21 protein-coding genes and 2 pseudogenes are annotated in these 18,667 nt (G+C 41.2%); 9 read left to right on the top strand and 14 right to left on the bottom strand.

Translation table 11 applies throughout. The annotated features are described in order from the left end of the window. Positions 1 to 139: 139 nt before the first annotated feature. On the bottom strand, positions 140 to 373 hold the full coding sequence (locus ACL9RM_RS08395; RefSeq protein ID WP_250259570.1) for a hypothetical protein: 234 nt from the start codon (positions 371 to 373) through the stop codon (positions 140 to 142). A 293-nt stretch (positions 374 to 666) separates the two neighbouring features. Here ACL9RM_RS08395 and ACL9RM_RS08390 point away from each other — a divergent pair, with 293 nt between their 5' ends. Then, the gene (locus ACL9RM_RS08390; protein WP_250267317.1) at positions 667 to 1,575 is read left to right on the top strand and encodes an SPRY domain-containing protein; all 909 of its coding nucleotides are present in this window, start codon (positions 667 to 669) and stop codon (positions 1,573 to 1,575) included. A 257-nt stretch (positions 1,576 to 1,832) separates the two neighbouring features. Here ACL9RM_RS08390 and ACL9RM_RS08385 read toward each other — a convergent pair whose 3' ends face one another. After that, positions 1,833 to 2,888 carry an acyltransferase family protein gene (locus ACL9RM_RS08385; RefSeq protein ID WP_250267316.1) on the bottom strand — a complete coding sequence of 352 codons (1,056 nt, stop codon included), beginning with the start codon at positions 2,886 to 2,888 and terminating at the stop codon, positions 1,833 to 1,835. 366 nt (positions 2,889 to 3,254) lie between these two features. Here ACL9RM_RS08385 and ACL9RM_RS08380 point away from each other — a divergent pair, with 366 nt between their 5' ends. Beyond that, positions 3,255 to 3,896 carry a hypothetical protein gene (locus ACL9RM_RS08380; protein WP_250267315.1) on the top strand — a complete coding sequence of 214 codons (642 nt, stop codon included), beginning with the start codon at positions 3,255 to 3,257 and terminating at the stop codon, positions 3,894 to 3,896. A gap of 243 nt (positions 3,897 to 4,139) precedes the next feature. Here ACL9RM_RS08380 and ACL9RM_RS08375 read toward each other — a convergent pair whose 3' ends face one another. After that, positions 4,140 to 4,388 carry a WGxxGxxG family protein gene (locus tag ACL9RM_RS08375; protein ID WP_250267314.1) on the bottom strand — a complete coding sequence of 83 codons (249 nt, stop codon included), beginning with the start codon at positions 4,386 to 4,388 and terminating at the stop codon, positions 4,140 to 4,142. Between the two features lie 155 nt (positions 4,389 to 4,543). Between ACL9RM_RS08375 and ACL9RM_RS08370 the strand changes: the two genes are divergently transcribed. Beyond that, entirely contained in the window at positions 4,544 to 5,062 is a 519-nt protein-coding gene (locus tag ACL9RM_RS08370; protein ID WP_069290956.1) for a DUF3231 family protein, read from the top strand. A gap of 97 nt (positions 5,063 to 5,159) precedes the next feature. On the opposite strand, the gene ACL9RM_RS08365 is transcribed toward ACL9RM_RS08370, so the two are convergent. Together ACL9RM_RS08365 and ACL9RM_RS08360 are read right to left on the bottom strand one after the other, a co-directional pair. Beyond that, a complete protein-coding gene (locus ACL9RM_RS08365; RefSeq protein ID WP_323873133.1) occupies positions 5,160 to 5,282 on the bottom strand; it encodes a hypothetical protein in 123 nt (40 codons plus the stop codon). Continuing rightward, positions 5,245 to 5,409: pseudogene (locus ACL9RM_RS08360) on the bottom strand (transcriptional regulator); the annotation flags it as partial. The pseudogene ACL9RM_RS08360 and the gene ACL9RM_RS08365, both read right to left, overlap by 38 nt. A 377-nt stretch (positions 5,410 to 5,786) precedes the next feature. Here ACL9RM_RS08360 and ACL9RM_RS08355 point away from each other — a divergent pair. After that, entirely contained in the window at positions 5,787 to 6,779 is a 993-nt protein-coding gene (locus tag ACL9RM_RS08355; protein WP_250267313.1) for a YiiG family protein, read from the top strand. A gap of 90 nt (positions 6,780 to 6,869) precedes the next feature. Here the strand turns inward: ACL9RM_RS08355 and ACL9RM_RS08350 are convergent, their stop codons facing one another. Together ACL9RM_RS08350 and ACL9RM_RS08345 are read right to left on the bottom strand one after the other, a co-directional pair. Continuing rightward, entirely contained in the window at positions 6,870 to 6,992 is a 123-nt protein-coding gene (locus tag ACL9RM_RS08350) for a hypothetical protein (RefSeq protein WP_302055478.1), read from the bottom strand. Positions 6,993 to 7,248: 256 nt separating this feature from the next. Beyond that, a complete protein-coding gene (locus tag ACL9RM_RS08345) occupies positions 7,249 to 8,100 on the bottom strand; it encodes an aldo/keto reductase (RefSeq protein ID WP_250267312.1) in 852 nt (283 codons plus the stop codon). 173 nt (positions 8,101 to 8,273) lie between these two features. Between ACL9RM_RS08345 and ACL9RM_RS08340 the strand changes: the two genes are divergently transcribed. The 4 genes from ACL9RM_RS08340 (at position 8,274) to ACL9RM_RS08325 (ending at position 13,194) form a co-directional block, all read left to right on the top strand. After that, a complete protein-coding gene (locus ACL9RM_RS08340) occupies positions 8,274 to 8,768 on the top strand; it encodes a MerR family transcriptional regulator (RefSeq protein ID WP_061830029.1) in 495 nt (164 codons plus the stop codon). A gap of 444 nt (positions 8,769 to 9,212) precedes the next feature. Next, positions 9,213 to 10,829 (top strand): spore germination protein, encoded by a 1,617-nt coding sequence (locus ACL9RM_RS08335; protein ID WP_250267311.1) that lies wholly within the window; start codon positions 9,213 to 9,215, stop codon positions 10,827 to 10,829. Positions 10,830 to 10,841: 12 nt separating this feature from the next. Next, on the top strand, positions 10,842 to 12,068 hold the full coding sequence (locus tag ACL9RM_RS08330) for a Ger(x)C family spore germination protein (protein WP_250267310.1): 1,227 nt from the start codon (positions 10,842 to 10,844) through the stop codon (positions 12,066 to 12,068). A gap of 28 nt (positions 12,069 to 12,096) precedes the next feature. Next, positions 12,097 to 13,194, top strand: coding sequence for a GerAB/ArcD/ProY family transporter (locus tag ACL9RM_RS08325; RefSeq protein ID WP_250267309.1), 1,098 nt, complete (start codon positions 12,097 to 12,099; stop codon positions 13,192 to 13,194). A 133-nt stretch (positions 13,195 to 13,327) separates the two neighbouring features. On the opposite strand, the gene ACL9RM_RS08320 is transcribed toward ACL9RM_RS08325, so the two are convergent. The 4 genes and pseudogenes from ACL9RM_RS08320 to ACL9RM_RS08305 all read right to left on the bottom strand — a co-directional run bounded on the left by ACL9RM_RS08320 (position 13,328) and on the right by ACL9RM_RS08305 (position 15,601). Continuing rightward, positions 13,328 to 13,522, bottom strand: coding sequence for a hypothetical protein (locus ACL9RM_RS08320; RefSeq protein ID WP_250269014.1), 195 nt, complete (start codon positions 13,520 to 13,522; stop codon positions 13,328 to 13,330). A gap of 79 nt (positions 13,523 to 13,601) precedes the next feature. Next, positions 13,602 to 13,772: pseudogene (locus ACL9RM_RS08315) on the bottom strand (transcriptional regulator); the annotation flags it as partial. Positions 13,773 to 14,387: 615 nt separating this feature from the next. After that, a complete protein-coding gene (locus tag ACL9RM_RS08310; protein ID WP_250268990.1) occupies positions 14,388 to 14,753 on the bottom strand; it encodes a cupin domain-containing protein in 366 nt (121 codons plus the stop codon). 485 nt (positions 14,754 to 15,238) lie between these two features. Further along, positions 15,239 to 15,601: a cupin domain-containing protein gene (locus ACL9RM_RS08305; RefSeq protein ID WP_013308297.1), complete on the bottom strand. Its 363-nt coding sequence runs from the start codon at positions 15,599 to 15,601 to the stop codon at positions 15,239 to 15,241. A gap of 224 nt (positions 15,602 to 15,825) precedes the next feature. On the opposite strand from ACL9RM_RS08305, the gene ACL9RM_RS08300 reads away from it, so the two are divergent. Next, positions 15,826 to 16,689 (top strand): LysR family transcriptional regulator, encoded by an 864-nt coding sequence (locus ACL9RM_RS08300; RefSeq protein WP_250267308.1) that lies wholly within the window; start codon positions 15,826 to 15,828, stop codon positions 16,687 to 16,689. Between the two features lie 119 nt (positions 16,690 to 16,808). Here ACL9RM_RS08300 and ACL9RM_RS08295 read toward each other — a convergent pair whose 3' ends face one another. From ACL9RM_RS08295 to ACL9RM_RS08285, 3 genes are all read right to left on the bottom strand, one after another. Beyond that, complete coding sequence (locus tag ACL9RM_RS08295; protein WP_250267307.1) at positions 16,809 to 17,042, bottom strand: hypothetical protein; 234 nt, start codon at positions 17,040 to 17,042, stop codon at positions 16,809 to 16,811. A 215-nt stretch (positions 17,043 to 17,257) separates the two neighbouring features. Beyond that, positions 17,258 to 17,614, bottom strand: a complete 357-nt coding sequence (locus ACL9RM_RS08290) for a hypothetical protein (protein ID WP_250267306.1) — start codon at positions 17,612 to 17,614, stop codon at positions 17,258 to 17,260. Continuing rightward, entirely contained in the window at positions 17,611 to 18,480 is an 870-nt protein-coding gene (locus ACL9RM_RS08285; RefSeq protein WP_414126291.1) for an MSCRAMM family protein, read from the bottom strand. The genes ACL9RM_RS08290 and ACL9RM_RS08285 overlap by 4 nt, the downstream gene beginning before the upstream one ends. Positions 18,481 to 18,667 lie beyond the last annotated feature (187 nt).

Genomic DNA, 18,667 nt, shown 5'->3' with positions numbered 1-18,667 from the left:
TTGTCATTATGAATATTGAATCCTGCGCCTCATACTAATCTAATTCTGAAGTTGGGCTATTGTGACTCGTAACTCTGTTGCCTTATTTATGTACGTGAAATATTTCTCTATACTGGCTATTGACCGTCGGAGTTATTAGTCATTCTGGGTCCTCTCCTGACACTAGGTCTATTCGAAATTCAAGCTGGTCTCGCATAAAAATTTTACCCGCTATCTTAACTGATTCTGGCTTAATCTCCTCTACTACTCCCCCATAATCCTCAAATGTCACACGCAATTCCTCATCAACGGATACAACGTATACATGTGCCTGGACCAAAGCAGCTCCAAACAACTCCATGTCTGTCCTCATTACTTTATATGTGCGTTTCATGATGATCACCTCAAATATTCCATTCGGTGAACCACATGTAGACTCCTTCTGCTTTAAACATTTCTGTGTATGTATCATATATCCATTGTTTGTTACGAGGTTTAACCGGATGTTTCTTCGAAACCTCCAATCTAATGACTAGTGCCTTTATACTTTCGACGACCTACGTTCCTCTGGAAAAATTAAATTCCATAATAATACTCATATTTGAATATATATCATTTAATGTTTGGACAATTCTCCCAATCTAATTCTATAATTCACTTGTTATTACATATATTTAGGAGGAAGTCATGAACAATATTATATTCAAAAAACTAGGAACAATAGTGCTAGCCCTTCTCATTGGAGCTTCGGTGTTTTCATTATTCCCTACTGTTACAAAAGCAGAGACTGCCAATGTGACTTGGAAAAATGGGTCTGTAGTAACTACTCTTGACGGGGGAGGAACAAGCGATAGAGCGACAGTGGGGAAAACAAATGGGAAATGGTATTGGGAAGTAAAGGTCAACAATGTTGCCTCATTCGTAGGGATAACAGGTGAATCAGACCGACAATATCAAGCTATTTATGGAAATAGTGGTGAAATCATCAATAACATTACCTCACCAGTAAAGATAGGTTACAGTTCTGGTTTTGGAGTTGATACCACTATCGGTATTGCATTGGACTTAGATAACGATAAAATTGTTTGGTACAAGAATGGGGTTTCCCTCGGAGCTAATTCCATTAAACCATCTGAACTTGAGGGGTCCCATATTTTTCCATTTATTGTAAGTGGAACTAGTCAGAAAATAGTTTTTGAAGCTAATTTTGGAGCAAGCGATTTTAAATATGCTATTCCTGAAGGATTTTTACCTTATCAAGACTCGGGTAAATCTACAACACCGGATCCATCTACTACACCGGATCCATCTACAAAGCCTGATCCGTCAGATACAGATGGGGCCTCCCAACCAGCTGGTGATCGCGCCATTCTGACTGTAACGATGGACAATGGATTTGATAAAGAATTCGATCTGAGTAAAAAAGAACTCAATGCCTTCATCGCTTGGTATGACGCTAAAGATGCTGGTAGAGGTGCTTCTTTCTTTGCCATTGACAAGCACAACAACAACAAAGGTCCATTCAGCAATCGCAAAGACTACGTAATCTTCAACAAAATTCTCACATTTGAAGTAAGCGAATATTCAACTAAATAAACATATGAAGGGCTTCATGTCGGCTAACATGCCGATGAAGTCCTTCTTTACATTTACTGTAATCTCGAGATCACGCCTAAACTGCTGTACTGGACGATACATTTTTTCTAGACTAAAGGTTTGAAAACCGTTTTTTTCAATAAAAAAAGCACGGCTTCCAAAAAGCCTGAAAGCTGTGCTTAAGTTTAATAAAATACTCTCGAATGAGTGTCCGTGAAGTACAATTCAGTAGTCTTTTCCAAACAGATAGTAAGACTTTACACTTGGCCCCCAACTTTGTTTGGATTGAGATCAATATTTTTTGTATACACTTTAGTATTAATGAGACTAATGATGCTGTTAACTACAATTGAAGTAAGTACCGTTAACAACGTTAGCCACAACAAGATCAAGATAGATACCTTGGGGAAAAAAACAATACTCTGAAAATAGTAATAACAAAAAAAGGTGTGGGTCAACCAAATATTCATTGAATTTTTACCTAAGTAAGCAAAAGGTCTGGTTAGTTTTAATTTATTCATTAAATGAATACTAACGAGGATAAATAAAGGGGCAATTATCATATCAATCGTTGTCTTCTCAAATAGTTGACTCGTGGTACGAAAGCGAAATAACACTACAATTATTATAATATCAAACAGTATGTTATTAAATATGATGGAATTATAAATCTTACTCATCCATGAATACAATTTATATTTAGCAAAGAACAACCCTATCATAAACGGCAGCTGCCAATACATAATACTGTAATAATTGCCTTGTGAATATGAATTATAAAAAACAAGACCGGAAATGAGTAGAGTTACCCATGCGTTACGTTGAATGGCTTGAAAGCTGACCGGAAAAATTAATAGCAGCAGAATATAATCATATAAAAACCACCACTCACCATTATATGAACTTGAGAGCGCTATAAAATTCCGCAAAAAATCCATTATTGAATTATGTTGAAATCTATCAGAATTTCCAAAGAAGTATAGACCAGCTGGGATAAAAAGCAAAAAAACAACCCAGTAATTTATCATTATTTTGCTTAATCTTGTAAAGCTTTTCTGCATTAAATGATGTGGATTTTGAACATTGCTCTTATATAATCCATAACCACTTAGAAACAAAAAAATAGATATTGCTATTTGACCAAAATGTCCTAAATAAAATTCCCCTCTTTCATGAAATAAAGTAAATAATGAAACATAGTCATACTTTAATCTATCAGGAAAAGCGAAGAGGTGATGGATCAAAAGTAGTATTACAGCAATACCTTTTGCAATATTTGTTTCTGCAAGCTTTAATTCCTTGTCATGGTGCACACAATATCCTCTTTTCTAGTTGTAATTGAATAGAGATATATTAGCACAAACAATAAATATAAAATATTTATTTTTTTAAATACCATTTCACCCTCCATTTTTATACAAAAAAATGCGGCTCCAAAAACCTATAGACCACGCTGTGCCTGAGTTTGTAAGTTATTGGTGAAGTGGATAACCCCCGAGTATGCAACATTTCCTAATTTGATAGAATGAGCCATTTATACAATTTTTATCAACACAGTATATCCTTGTTGTTAAAACTTAAAAGTATTATGTATTCAACATTAATATTCGATAATAAAGGTAACAAGATAAAATGAGCAACTACCTCAACCGATGAGGATACTCACAGGAGAATTCGTCATGTTAAAAAAAATTCTATCCATTGCTCTACTTTCTGTAGCTCTAACAGCTTGTGGAAGCAATTTTAAAGAAACAACGACAAGGTCTGGGTCTTCAAGCACGTCCTTTGCTACTGAACAAACAGTAAGCAATGAAAATACTGCTCAGCAAGCTTCTACAAATGAGGTCACAGATAAAGAATATTTATTTGCTGAATTCTTGAAAGATGGAACACCCGTGTTAACAGAAGATCAAGCTTCTATGGAACAAACCTCTTATGACTTCATTGTTAAAAACAGTGACTTATTTCCTTCCACAGATAAAAGCAAAGTCATTAATCTAGTAGATAAATCCGTAACAACAAAACACTTAAATAAAAATCTGAACTTATACTTAAACAAATTTGTAAAAATAAGCGGGGATGTAATAGATATAGAAGAAGATAACATTCCTATAGGGACAACGGCTATCGTTTATATTAGTGATGAAAATGATAATACAGTAATGGCAGTTTATCCGGGAGCAAGTGGAGAAATTTTTGAAGGAGACGTTGCTACAGTTATTGGAGTTCCTATCGCTAATTTTTCATATGAAAATGTTTCAGGTGGCTATACGAATACTACATTGTTAGCAGCTTCTTTTCTCACGAAGGAAAATCAATAAATTTTAATGTGCTTGGCAGCGTCTATAGCGCTCACTTAAAATTTTTCAGGAAACTGGTAGTGTCAATCCAAAAGGTTGCCGATATTTTGAACGCGAAAGAGAAACTTGCCATCATTGCAGAGATCAAAAGTGGTGTCTTAATCTTTATTTTCCGTCTAAAGACATAGTTCGAATAAAAACAATCCCCTCCGGCCAAGTATGGTTAGCGGGGATTGTTAAGTTGTTTTTGAGTTGTATTTACGATTATCTTTTATTGTGGTTTTCAGGCTCGCGACGTTTTAAACCTGCCAATCCAACTAACCCCAACAAACCAAGCCATCCCCAATTATCATTATCATTATCGTCATCATTATTATTAGTAGTTAGCATTTGTGTTCTACCATTGTCGTTTGTGCTCATATTGTTTTGACTGTTTTCAGCAAATGCTACTGCCGCTCCAAAGCTTGAAATCATTAATGCAACAACAACCATTATCTTCATTTTTTTCAACATACCTAAACCACTCCTTTAAATTTGTGTTTGCAATCAATTTTTTAATGTATTTAGATTGCCCAGTAGAACTTATTTCTTATACACACATTAAATCTTAACTACTGGGAATCATAAATTTGTACATCATTAAAATTAAAAAAGGAGTGGTTTTTATAATGGGTATCCTAAGCGGGAATCCAAAAGACGAGCCCATGCATTACGGAGAAGTTTATAGTGTGTGGCAGTTTTCAGCGTTAGCGAAAGGCAGCGTTTCATTTTACCAAGCATGTTTAAACCACGCAGGAGACAAAGAGCTCAAAAAAGTACTGGATGATCTTATTGATCAAGCTAAACTAGAAATCCAAGAATGCGACGCAATGCTTACTGATAATGGGATTGCCCCAGCTCCTATTTTGCCTGAAAGACCCCCTGTAAAACTTGAGGATATCCCGGTTGGTGCAAGGTTTACTGATCCCGAAATCGCAGCTAAAATCGCATTAGATACCTCTGTAGGATTGACATCTTGCAGCCAAGCTATGGGTCAATCCATTAGAGAAGACATCGGGGCTTTATTTGCGAAATATCATCTAACTAAGACTGCTTTGGGAGTCCGTATTCTAAAAATGAACAAAGAAAAGGGTTGGCTAATACCTCCCCCTCTTCAATTAAAAAGACCTGAACCAGTTAAAGCCTAAAATTCCAGCATAATTCTTCAACACACTGTTCCTTAGATCGTTCAACAAAAATCCCCGCCGACCAGTTAAGGTTTGCGGGGATTTGCTTTGCTTACGTTTAAGCACCTCCGATGGTAACGTAAGGCTGAATACTATTGTGGTGGTTAAGGGCTTGATCCGGCACAGTAACAATAAACAAAAAGCTAGCCGCGAAGATCAGCAGTACCATTTTTTTCAACATTGGTCATCCACACCTTTTTGATAAAATTTAAAAACGCTGCTTTGGTTTCAGGAACCGCATAATCCCGAAAATGTAAAAACAAGCCCAAGCAGTTTATAAAATAAGTCTCATTATTTAGTGTATGATAACCTAGTCCCGTAGTGTAGAATTATCCGCCCCATAAATATAGTTATCTTGTTCTAAAGCAAGCAGCCTAATTTTTATGTCCTCTGTGCGCCCCCGTCTTTATCTCCAGATCCTTAATAGCTGGCATCTTACGCGGCCTGCTGAAACTAGTAGACTGAACGGCAACGTTAAGCTAACGAGCAGGACAGTTCCAATATATGCTACTCAAGTCTCAAGACCTATTCACCAAATAAATTTAAAATTGAATAGATTGTTTCACAATCAACTTTGATATGCGGCGAAGAGGGAATTAATCGACCAGAAGATGTCAGTTGTTCTCTCCCTAATATCTTACAAAAGAAAAGCACGTTAAATTACTCAGTCGGAGGAATCACTATTTTGAGAAAGCTATCATTCTTTATTGCCATTATCATGTTAGGTGCAATGTTGTCGGCTTGTTCTGCCATTACATCCACCGTGGATCAAGCGTCTGCAGGTGTTACGTCCAGCGAGAGCAAAGAAATCGAAAAATACAATGCGTATGTGAGGCTGAATAACTTGATGACAGGCAGAATCAATGAGGTTCTGGTTCATTATTTCGAGAAGTTCGGAGTTGATTCACAGCCTGTAATCGAGAAGAACTTCAGCTTCATCATGCTCGGCGTTGCTGAAACTGAGCGGGAAGTTATTGATAAAGCGAACGGCTATACCGCAAGCCAACCTGCTTTTGCGAACGCAGACCCCGTAGTGATCAAACTGACACCGGTCATCAATGATCTGTTGTCCGTCCTGGACGAGATGAAAACCTACTATGATACAAAAGGCTACGTGGATGATGATTTCGCAAAAGGAAAACAGCTGCATACCAAGCTGGTAAGTGCCAATCTCGCTTACGAGACTGTCTCCAAACAATACTTCACGGCTATGCAAAAGTTGGGTAACGAGCAGCGTCTGGCTGAACTGCAAAAACTCAAGGATTCAGACCAGCAGATCAGATATAATGCCTTGAAGTTCATGATAGATGCCGAGGCTACGGCCATTGAAATGGATGAGCAGGGTATCACCGCCGACAATGTGCTGCAGCTTGATATGACGAAGTTTAAAGCCAAATACGACATTATGACCGCAGATCTGAGTGCGCTCATGACCATCTCAAAAGACAAGAATCGAGTTCAAAAAGAAGGGATTAACAGCTTCAGTATCAGGAACTATGTTGATTCAGCCACTGAGGCAAAAGCGGCTGCTTCCAAAGTCATTGAACGCATCAATAAGAAGGAACCTGTATCTGATTCTGACCTGAACGGTCAGTTCCTGAACACTACGGATGGCACACCTGAGAATTTCAATTATAAGCTAAGCAAGGCAGTCGAACGATATAATGAAATAGATTAAGCGTATCTAACGATAGGGGCTGCGAAAACAAATACGGAGTTCCGGTAACGAACAAGCTCTGCCAACCATAAGGTTAGCAGAGCTTTTGCTTTAAAATCCTCCAATGGTAACTTGAGGGTGAATGCTATGATGGTGGTTAAAAGCTTGATCCGGCACATTAACCATAAACAAAAAGCTAGCCACAATAAGCAGCAGTACCGATTTTTCCAACATTTTTATCCACACCTTTTCAATAAGATTTAAAAGTGTTAAAAAACATTGGCGATTCAATTACAGGAGAGAACACTAAATAATTGCTCTAATAGGAGGTTTTATTATGATTAAGCCAAAGATGACATCATTATAAAGCAGAAAAGCGAATCCAAGGGTCAATCCAAGTAAAGAAAGGACAGGGTTCACGTCAGACCGCCCTGTCCTTTCTTTATAGATGAGGATAAACGCGTGATCAGTTTACGGTTCGATTCAAGGTTTACAGATCGACTCTCCAGTTGCCCATCATCTTGGCGACTTCCGGGTCGCGGTACGATAAGAAAAGACTTTCCCGCGTATCGAGGGTCGAAATTTGTTCGATATCGTCCGCACTCAACTCAAAATCAAAAATGTCAAAGTTTTCAACGATCCGCTCTTTTCTCACCGATTTTGGGATTACAACGACTTCACGCTGAACAAGCCAGCGCAATACGACCTGAGCGACGGATTTTTTGTGTTTTTCTGCGATCGAGACCAGCAATTCGTTTCTGAACATGTTGTTAAGTCCCTCAGCGAACGGGGCCCACGACTGATGTTGAACTCTCTGCTCTTTCATAAAAGCTGCGCTCTCTGTCTGCTGGTAGAACGGGTGCGTTTCGATCTGGTTGACGGCGGGCACGATTTCGTTATGAATGATGAGGTCCATAAGGCGGTCGGGTAGGAAGTTGCTGACACCGATCGCCTTAATCTTGCCTTCGCGGTACAGGTCTTCCATCGCACGCCAAGCACCGTAGTAATCGCCGAACGGCTGGTGAATAAGGTACAGATCGAGATAGTCGAGTTGCAGCTTCTTCAAGGATTTGGCAAACGCGAACTTGGCTCTCTCGTAGCCGGCATCCTGAACCCATAGCTTGGTCGTGATGAACAGCTGCTCACGCGGTACACCGCTGCGCTTGATCGCACGACCGACCGCTTCCTCATTCAGATAACCGGCGGCGGTGTCGATCAGGCGGTAACCAGCCATCAACGCTTCATATACGGCGTTCTCGCATTCTTCAATATCTGGAACTTGGTAGACACCAAAGCCGATAATCGGCATTTTCACACCATTGTTTAATGTCACGGTTTGCATTGTAATTCCTCCCATTGTTCAAATGTAAAGCAAACGGCCGCGGAACTGGGAAATCGGGCACCTCAGTGGGATTCCGCTTACGGTCGACTTGCATTACAATAAACCTATCGCCTTCGTGTTACACGAAGTCAAGCCGTCTTCAAAAAAATTTACTTTTCCAAGGAGGATTCCACATGTATACAGTCAAAGAAGCCGCCCAAATAACGGGACTCACCGAGCACGCTGTACGCTTTTACACGGATAAAGGCCTAGTACCAAGCGTACAGCGCAATCAAAACAACATTCGGATGTTCGACGAAGAATCGATCAACTGGTTACATGGCGTCAAATGTCTCAAGCAATCCGGGATGCCGATTGGAGTCATTAAAATGTACGTCGATTTCTGTCTCGAAGGGGATTCGACCATTCCGCAACGCTACACACTCATGATGGAGCATAAGAAAGCGGCGCTCGTTAAGCTCGAAGAAGCCAAACAGCACGTTGCCCATTTGGAACAAAAAACGGCCCTATATCAGGCCATTCTGGAGCATCGTTCTCCAGACACGACCAATCCTGGCAACTGGGATAAAATTCAGCATATGCATAGTGACGTTTTTTACTCACCTTCTGTTCGGAAGGCTAGAGATCTACGTGAAACACAACTGCTCGAAGAAAATACTCTTTTTTAAACTCCTGGTTAGCTTAGGAGGAACAAGATTTACATCAGTCTAGATTGCACTAACACAGAAGCGTGAGTTCAATGAAAACAGCGACAGTCTAGGACTTTATTTTCTCCGTCCTTTGCTGTCGCTGTTTCAATTTCTAGAGTCAGTCTAAAACTTATTTTATGGAACTTGGACGGTATGACAATTCGAAAAAGCAATGTGTTGCTTTTTTCTAAACTTATATCTTAAATTACTTCTCTTGCTCTAATACTACGGATTTTAAAATATATTTCAGTATGAATAAGCCTGTAGACTACAATACGTCGTTAGGCAACAGGGGCCTCCACAATTGTAATCATAGTTGCAATGAATTGATATGCAAGCATCTTTTGACAAGTTCCGTACATATAAATCGTGGAATAGCAGCATATTACAATTGACCGCTAACTAGAAGGGAACTGTATTGCTGTGGTTGATAAGTTAAAAAAATGGCTGTTTAAACAGCCTTCACGATCCAAAAATGGCAGGAGTCCTAAACCAGTTAATGACGAAAAATCGACTGAGTTATCCAAAGAGCTGAGTGGTACGCTTAAGGACAACGTGACCATGCTGAAGCACGAAATAGGACATAGCACGGATTTCATTCTTCGTTGCTTGAACGATAAACAGGGTAATCCGGTTCTCGCTGTAGCTTTTCTTCAGGGCCTGATTGATCAGCAAATTTTAACGACACTGCTGGAGGAGCTCACTGCAGGTATTCGAAATGGGGATCTCTCTGATCGTAATGTTGAAAGTTGGTTGATGGATCGTATTCCTATTGGGGGCATCACTTGCCTTGAAAATGAGCAAGCACTTATCCATGCCGTTCTTTATGGACAGGTTGCTCTCCTTGTCGAAGGCAGCACCAAGGCCTTTGCTGCTTCTATCAGCGGCGGGGCTAAAAGAGCGGTTGAGGAGCCAACATCGCAGACAGTAATTCGCGGCCCTAAAGAGGGGTTTACGGAGGACATATCCACCAATATCGCACTCCTTCGGAGAAGGATCAAATCAACTGAACTCCACTTTGATTCTCGAATTATCGGATCATACACGCAGACAAAGGTATCGGTGGCATATATTCGAGGCATTGCAGATCCGGAGGTGGTTAAGGAAATCTCCAGACGGTTAGACTCCATCAACACTGACAGTATTCTCGAAAGTGGATATATCGAGGAATTTATTCAAGATGGGGTATGGACACCATTTCCAACCATTCATAACACCGAGCGCCCGGATTCTGTAGCAGGTAGCTTGCTTGAAGGGCTGGTAGCGATATTGGTTGATGGGACCCCATTTGCGCTGATTGCTCCCGTAACCCTTTTTCGGTTTATCGCATCCAGTGAGGATTACTACCAGCGATATGATTTGGCATCTTTTCTTCGTATCGTTCGGATGGCATCCTTTTTCTTGGCATTGCTATTACCCTCATTCTTTATTGCAACAACTACGTTTCACCAGGAAATGCTGCCTACAACACTGCTTATCACTCTGGCTGCACAGAGAGAGAATACACCATTGCCCGCCCTGCTTGAAGCAATGCTAATGGAGCTGACCTTCGAGGTTATCCGCGAAGCAGGAGTACGAATGCCGCGCGCTGTAGGGCCTGCAATCTCTATCGTTGGGGCTTTGGTTCTTGGACAAGCTGCCGTTCAGGCGGGGTTGGTTTCCGCAGCTATGGTGATTGTGGTATCATTCACGGCTATATGCAACTTTGTGTTACCTTCGATCAATATGGCGGGGGCTGTTCGTTTGCTCAGGTTTGTACTCATGCTGGTGGCGGGTTTATTTGGGTTGTACGGCGTTTTGTCGGCCTTGGTTCCCATCCTCGTTCGATTAGTATCTATGAATTCGTTCGGTGTTCCTTATATGATACCGATCGCACCTTTCTATAAGAGCAATATGAAAGACCTGTTTGTGCGTGCACCTTGGTGGATGATGAAGAAACGGCCGGTAATGATTGGGGATTCCAATCCAGTAAGGCAGGCAACGGAACAGGAATCATTTGCAGAACAGGCAGGGGAACATGGCCGAGATCCCATGGCGTAAGGAGGAACCGGTATGTCCCTATTAGGAAGGTTTTTTATGGTCTTGGTCGTGTTATTCAGTTTGACGGGTTGCTGGAATCGAGTCGAACTGAATGAGCTGTGGGTAACTGCGGCTACAGGAGTAGATATGATGGACGACGGACAGTGGATGATGTCCTATCAGATTATTGTTCCCTCCGCCATTGCAAGTGGAACCGGAGGAGGATCGGGAAGCTCTTCCCAACCCGCATCCCATGTATTCTCTATAAAGTCCAAAACCTATAACCAGGCATTATCGTACAGCAATTTGGAAACATCAAGACGAATCTACATAGCACATAATCGTGTTATATATATCGGTAAGAGAGCGGCTGAGAAGGGAATGGATCGTTTAATCGATTTTTATCTTCGTAATACGGAAGCGAGAGAAATGGTATCTATAATTATAACGGATGGACTAGCATCCGATCTACTAAAGAAATTGTTGCCTCCTGAAAAACTTCAAGGCGCCGCCATGGCTGAATTGGTTGACAAAGAGAGCGATAGTTTATCGTTGTTTCCGAAAGTTAGGGTTTATGATTTCGTATTGAGCATGAACTCGGATTCCAAATCCATTGGGGTACCAGTCGCCGAATTAATCGGAGAGAGAGACCATGAGAACGAGAAGGAAGCAGAGAGTCTGGATGTTTTTAAAAAAACCTCGACCCCGCTCAAGCTGGCATTGACTAAATTAGGGGTGTTTCAAAACGGAAAGCTTAAAGGATTTCTCGACAAGGAAGAGAGTCTGGGAGTATCTTATCTGTCCCAAAAGGTTAACAACTCCGAAATTTCGTTCCCATGCAGCGAACAACTCGGTAGGGAAATGTACTCTTCTCTAACAGTAAATTCTGCAGATGTAAAACTTATACCCAGAAAAACGAGTTCTCATTACACCATGCAGGTTAGAGTTAAAATTAACGGAACTTTAAATGAAAGCACATGCACTAAGGATATTTCCAAGACGAAAACCATACATGATATGGAAAAAGAGATTGGAAAAGAAGTGAGCAGAACGATAAATGAGGGCTGGGATAAACTCCAGGAACTGGGTGTGGACGCAACTGGTTTTGCTGACCGGATTCACCGAAGGTTCCCAAGGGAGTGGGAGACTGTGAAAGAAGACTGGGAGCAGGAGTTCAAAAAGATAGAACTGGACATTCGAGTAGATGCACGGATTCAGCGTCCTGGACTCCTGCAGAAGCATATCGGAAGTCAAACCTAACCCATTTGTATAAAGGAGCCTAAACAGTATGAATAAAACCGTCACCAGGGTATCCGGGTTAGCTATCGCTTTTTCCTTGTTTCAGGTTGGCAGTACAACATTATTCCTATTGGGAGCTAAAGCCAAGCAGGATGCATGGCTAGCCATGCTGATCGGTGCACTTGCGGGCTTCGTCCTTCTAATCATGTATTTATACATGCATAAACTTGATCCACATCGAGATTTGTACGAGCTCCTGTGCCATTATTGGGGAAAATGGATAGGTAGTCTGGGGGGACTTCTGTTCATCGGTTACTTTGCTTATGAAGCTTCCAGGAGTGTCAGGGACATTGGTGAACTCGGCGCATTGACATTGCTGAACAGAACCCCTACCGAAGTTATTACGTTTATAGCGTTAATTGTCTGTGCCGATGTGGTGTGGTTTGGACCGAGAGTCTGGTTCCTTCTATGTCATATATTTCTGCTTCTATTGGCGTTTGGTTACGGCATTCTACTAGTACTTACTCCTTTTACAGGACTCATTCACTTTGAATTTTTGTTTCCTGTATTGGAGAGCGGTTTAACTCCCGTAGTGAAGGCTGCCATTCCCGAGATCATATCTTTTCCCTTCGGTCAGACGATTCTTTTTCTCGTGCTATTCAAGATCGTCTTGGATAAACGCAAATTACAGCGGTCGATCATCATTGTTTACTGGATCACTGCTGTGTTCCTTATTATAATGAATGAACTAACAATCCTGGTTCTAGGTCCGGAATGGGCAGCATCAACCACCTATCCCTTATTTGAGGTTACTCAACTAATTCATTTACCGAAGATCGTTGAGAGAGCTGATGTCCTGTTTTCGATGATTCTATTTATTGGAATCGGAGTCAAAACGGCTGGTTTTATGTTTGGTGCCGTCATAGGGCTTCAAACGATAACCCCCTTTAGGTATAAGCCTGCTTTACTATTGCTAAGCATCATCATAGGCGCTCTTACGTTTCTCTCCCCCAGGTTAACCGAATTTTTGTGGTTCGGTCTTCATGTAGCCTTGGTTCAAGTCTGGCCTATCTTTCAAATTGCTCTGCCTGTCCTCCTTTTCCTGACCATGCTAATTCGGAAGAAGAAGAGAAGGGCTTATAGTTAGCAGCTACTGTAGTCATGAGCATGTTGATTTTACGCACCGGTTGAAACTTCTTCTACGGAAGGTCGTGTGGCGAAAAACCTGCTAAAACAGGATTTCAAGGCGCACAAACCTAATCAAAAATGGGTCACAGATATCACGCAAATCGTGTAGGGGGTTGCTGGGTATATCTATCTGCGATTAAAGATAATTCAACAATGAAATTGTAGCCCACCAACTCAGCGAACATAACGACAACGAATTGATTGTATAGACGTTCGCCAAAGCCTTTGCCAAGCAAAAAGACGTGACCGGACTGGTCGTTCACAGCGACTAGGGCTTCCAGGTACACGTCTCACACTTACCAAGAGATACCGCCAAATGTTGGCACCCAAATCAGCATGTCTTGTCATTTTACAACTATTTATCTGAGCCTCAGTAATGCGATCTATCTGGTTAACAGACATAGACTTATTCCCTGTCACAATAGCACTTACTATTCCCCTATTCATGCCTGCTATATGCCCGAATTGCGTTAGACTCATGCCCTCTTGTTTTAAGTATCTGTCTAATTCTGCTCGTATCGTAGGTGTATACTTCATGCCATGCGCGCCCTCCAAAAAGCTTGGAAGCGCGCTGTGCTTGAGATGATAGCTATGCTGGTGAAGAAAATTGAACCCCCGGCCTACGCATTACGAGTGCGTTGAAATAGAGTTTTGATGGGGTTTACAAGGCTCCTATATCCTATCCAACAATAAATAAGGTTCCGTCAGGTATTACAGATATCCGTATTTCGGTAGAAGATTTGGTAGAAGAAAATAATTGAGGCAATAAGACGAGACTAATGCCTAATGTTCTCTAAAGTACCCTTCTCCGTCTCCTACAAGCATGATGATCTTCTGATTGCGATCCCACCTCTCCAGATGGCAATATCCCGTAGTATAGAATTTTCCGCCCCCATAGAGTTAGGTATCTTGCTCTAAAGCAAGCAACTTTTATGTCCTCCGTGCACTTCCCCGTCTTTATCTCCAGTTCCTTCATGGTGGGCATCCGTCGAGAAGGAAAATCGCGAGCAAAATAAAATAAGTATTAGACTCTCCCTAAAATTGAAACAGCGGCAGCCATGGACGAGAAAATAAAGCCCTAGACTGCCGCTGTTTTATTGAACTATCGTTTCCCGTTACTTTAACGATGTAATCGAACTGAAGCTAAATGCATTAGATCCAAATATCATTGACTGCTGTTAATTCTGACTCAGTCTCGCCAGTGTTTACTACGCCCCTGGGCTCTACCAACATGATATGACACTCCTGGTTAGCGAAAGTTTTGTGTTCGACACCCCTTGGTACAATAAATATCTCTCCTGGGGAAATCTTTACTTGGCCATCGCGGAAATCGATGAACATCTCCCCTTCGAGCACGATAAACACCTCGTCGGTATCTTGATGATCGTGCCATACAAAATCCCCATCTATCTTGACCAATTTAAATTGATAGTCATTCATTTCACCAATGACTTTCGGAGACCAATGTTCATTGAACTTAGATAATTTCTCATTCAGATTAATAATTTGGTAATTAATATTAATATCTCCTTTCTCTTGATATTCAATATACCCCGCTTATCCATTTTAGGCTCACGTAGTTTGAGCGAAGGGTTTGTGGGCAAATAGGTTTCTTCATATGCAAAACGGAATAGGGAGCGCACAAAATGGATGCGGTCCCTAGGCTACTTGGCTTTAATCGATCTGACTGCTTTGCTAGGTATTCCTTCAGCAGATTAATAGTTACCTCGGAAATATCTATATCCCCGAGATTGTTACCAGCATTCTGAACTGCAACGCATATGCTTTCAATGTATTTGGACTAAATCCCTAGATTCGCTTATCCGCTTCATAATGACGCCAAAGTTCGCTTAAAATCATAATAAGATCTCCTGGCAATTAATTCTAGTTCGCTTCTATTAGGAGGTTTAGACTATTTGTTCAACTAGCGTTTCCCATTAGTTGAATCATTAGCTAAGGATCGAATCAAAATCAGTATAATTATTTCACTGATGAGCGTTTCATCAAATTCGTTGAGGAATCGAAACGGTTCGTTCATTTACCACATTTCCCGTGTTTAGAGTAGTTTTTGGTTCGATTAATAGTAAATGGACCTCTTCTTCAGCAATTGGCTGATGTTCAACCCCTTTAGGTATAATAACAAACTCCCCTTCGTTAACAGCTATTTCACCGTCTCTCAAACGGATTAGTAGTCTCCCTTTCCATACGAAGAACATTTCGTCCTCGTGATCATGGTGATGCCAAATGAATTCACCCTTGATCTTTGCCATTTTTACGTATGAATCGTTCAACTCTCCACCTATTCTGGGATTCCAATAATCAATTATTTGCAAAAATTTATCTTGTACATTGACCTTCGAAATCATGAGATTCCCTCCTCATTATTGGTAACGTGTACTGCATTTTGCCCCGGCTAGAATCTCCTTTTCCCCATTCTCCTCCTCATTATCAGATAACGAGGTACTCAATCACTTGGTTTTGGTGTAAATCCCTCTTATTCACTAAGTTTACATACTGCGATGCATCACGTAAAATTAAAAAATAGTGTATAGATGATCACATTTTGTGATGCAAAAAGGAGAGAGTTGTTTTGGACATTAGATCTTTGGAGGTGTTTAAGGCAGTAGCAATTGAACAAAGCATTACAAAAGCTGCTGAGAAATTGAATTATGTACAGTCCAATGTTACTGCACGAATACAACGTCTTGAGCAAGAGTTGGGCGTTCCTCTGTTATATCGATATCATAAGAAGGTATCCTTAACGCCTGCAGGACGTGAACTGTTGCCGCATGTAAACAAGTTGCTTTACGATTTCGAGGAAGCGATTGAGGCAGTTAAGCTTTCTTCTGCCCCGCGGGGAACTTTGCGCATTGGAGCTATGGAGTCAACTGCTTCTACACGATTGCCATTGATTTTTACACAATATCACAAGAAATTTCCACATGTAGAATTAAGCTTATATATGGCACCTACTGTAGATCAGGTTAGTACCATTCTCAAATATAAGGTAGACGGCGCATTTGTGGATGGGCCAATTCTTCATCCGGAAATTGTTGAATACCCTGTCTTCGAAGAATCTCTAGTTTTGATTACAAGCTACTCTCCGGAACCATTCCAATTAGAATTGATTTTACATGAACCACTGCTTTCGTCATTCGCGCATTGCATCTATTTGGGACGTTGGCAGCGATGGCTAGAGGACAATGGCTATGCTCCTATGAAGGTGATGGAATATGGCACTCTAGAGGGTGTCCTTAAATGCGTTGAAAACGGGTTAGGAGTCACCGTCTTACCAATATCTATGGTTGAATCACGGATGCAGGGAAGACTTAACTGTCATCCATTACCGGAACCGTACAGAACAGTGCCCACTGTGTTTATAAGGCGTCGTGACTCATACATGACCAGTGCTCTCTCACGATTTATGGAGCTGGTGGGCATAACTAATCTGTGATTTGTTGCTATTTGCCAACTTAGAGTATTATTCGTAGGTATAATGACTTGTCCCAGAATTTTATCAGTAAATGAAAACAAAGAATGAGAATCTGAAAATAAAGAAAGACTCCATACCGGCTAAATGCCAGCGGAGTCCTTTTTCACATCTACTCTAAATTCAAACTGATTACGGAAGCAATAAGATCCGTTAATCTTAACCGACTCCGGTGTAATATTCTCCACTGCTTTACCGTAATCCACAATATCTATCAAACCCTCGCCCAACGGCTGTACAACATATACTCTTACCTGGCTTAATGCAGCTGCAAATAGTTCTCTATCTGACTTTAACACTTTATATGTATGATTCATGCTGATCACCTCAATAATTCATTCGATGAATGATGTGGTAATTCCTTTAATGAAATAATCCCCGCCAACCATGATCCCTATTTTCATCGTTATCAGTTTGGTGACTTATTGAAGCAACAATTTTTCTTTCAAGAACTTTTTAGTAAGGCAGGAAAACAAAAAAAGACGTTCCCATGATCCCGAGAACGCCCTTAGCTTTATTTTGAAGACACCTCTTAAATAACGGCTTTAAATTTCTTGCGTTTCGCCCGTTTTTTATTTCTCACGGACACCCCCAGTTCGATTTTTACCGGACATATTTTACGGGACTTAGGAGATGAGTATAGCTTTCTTTTACTGCTCCATTTTATTGCGTTTCTGCAACCTTCTTCACTGCGAATATAAAGCTGGAACCGCTGCTTATAGACGATTCTTTTTTTTCTGACAACCAGACAAAATGTTACTCGGACAGGGCTGAAGCCATACCTGATGGAACCATTCCTGCCGTGCAGAACCAGAGGGACCCATCTACTTTCACCGGAGCCGATTGAAAAAGCAGAACTGCTGCTTGTCAGAATATTTTTATCCTTCATCCTGTATTCACCTGAACTGTCGCTTTCACACGATAGATTCCCGGTGGCAAATCGCCAAACAGGTAGAGCCCCCCCTGATTTGTACGCGTAATCTGGATGATCTGTTCCACTCCCGCGGTCAAAGTATAGAGTGCCACTAGCGCATTGGGTATAGCAACACCATTCGCTTGGTCCGTCACGATACCACTTACAGTCCCTGTATTGGCATTCGGATCGACTGTCAGATTAATATCAAGGGGGACATACTCAGGACTTTGGATTGTTACAGGGGCACTTTGGTTGGACAAATATCCGGGTAGGACCGCTTGAACGAAATAGGTACCACTCGGAAGTTCAGCAAACAAATACTGCCCTGATGCGTTGGAAGTCACTGTTCCGATCGGAGTAACCGTAGTCCCATCTGTTTGAAATAGACTAACCACAGCATTATTCACGGGTTCATTATTGGTAATATTCCTTACTATACCAAACATGGCTCCCGTCGTTGCAGCGGGATCGGGTTGTAAAGTAATAGATACTTGTGTTGGTCTGCCTTGTGTAACTGTTAACGGAATACGGACAGGTGTCAGGTAGCCCGGTTCAGATGCAGTGATTAAATAAGAGCCTACTGGAACGTTAGGTATGATAAATATCCCCTGGGGGTTACTGTTAACATGCTCATATGGCACCCCTTGAGAAGTATATACCTGCACTGTAGCAAAAGGAACCGGACTCCCATTAGGTAGGAGGATTGTTCCCTGCACCACACCAACGGAGGTACTGGACGAGGCTTGAAGTTCTAAATTGACGCTCTCTTCTTCGTGCCCATCCAAGGTAACTGGAGCACTTGGTTGAAGTTTGAACAAGTCGGAAATTGGAATAACCATGACCTCCTTTCACAAATCTTACAACTCAATATATGCTTGGGAGTTCATAAACGACTGGTCAAACAACCTTACTCATACTTTTTTAGCGTTACTAACATGATGAGGGGCTAATAAGCCTTCTGTCGATAATATGGGTTTTTAGTGCTTTTTTCTGCTTCTAATCTTTTAAGGTTCCTCTGCCCCTTTG

Origin of the sequence: Paenibacillus sp. S29, from assembly GCF_049319765.1 — a bacterium.
GTDB lineage: Bacteria > Bacillota > Bacilli > Paenibacillales > Paenibacillaceae > Paenibacillus > Paenibacillus polymyxa_B.
Note: the sequence above shows the minus strand (reverse complement) of the source record. Positions and strands in the feature narration are given on the sequence as shown.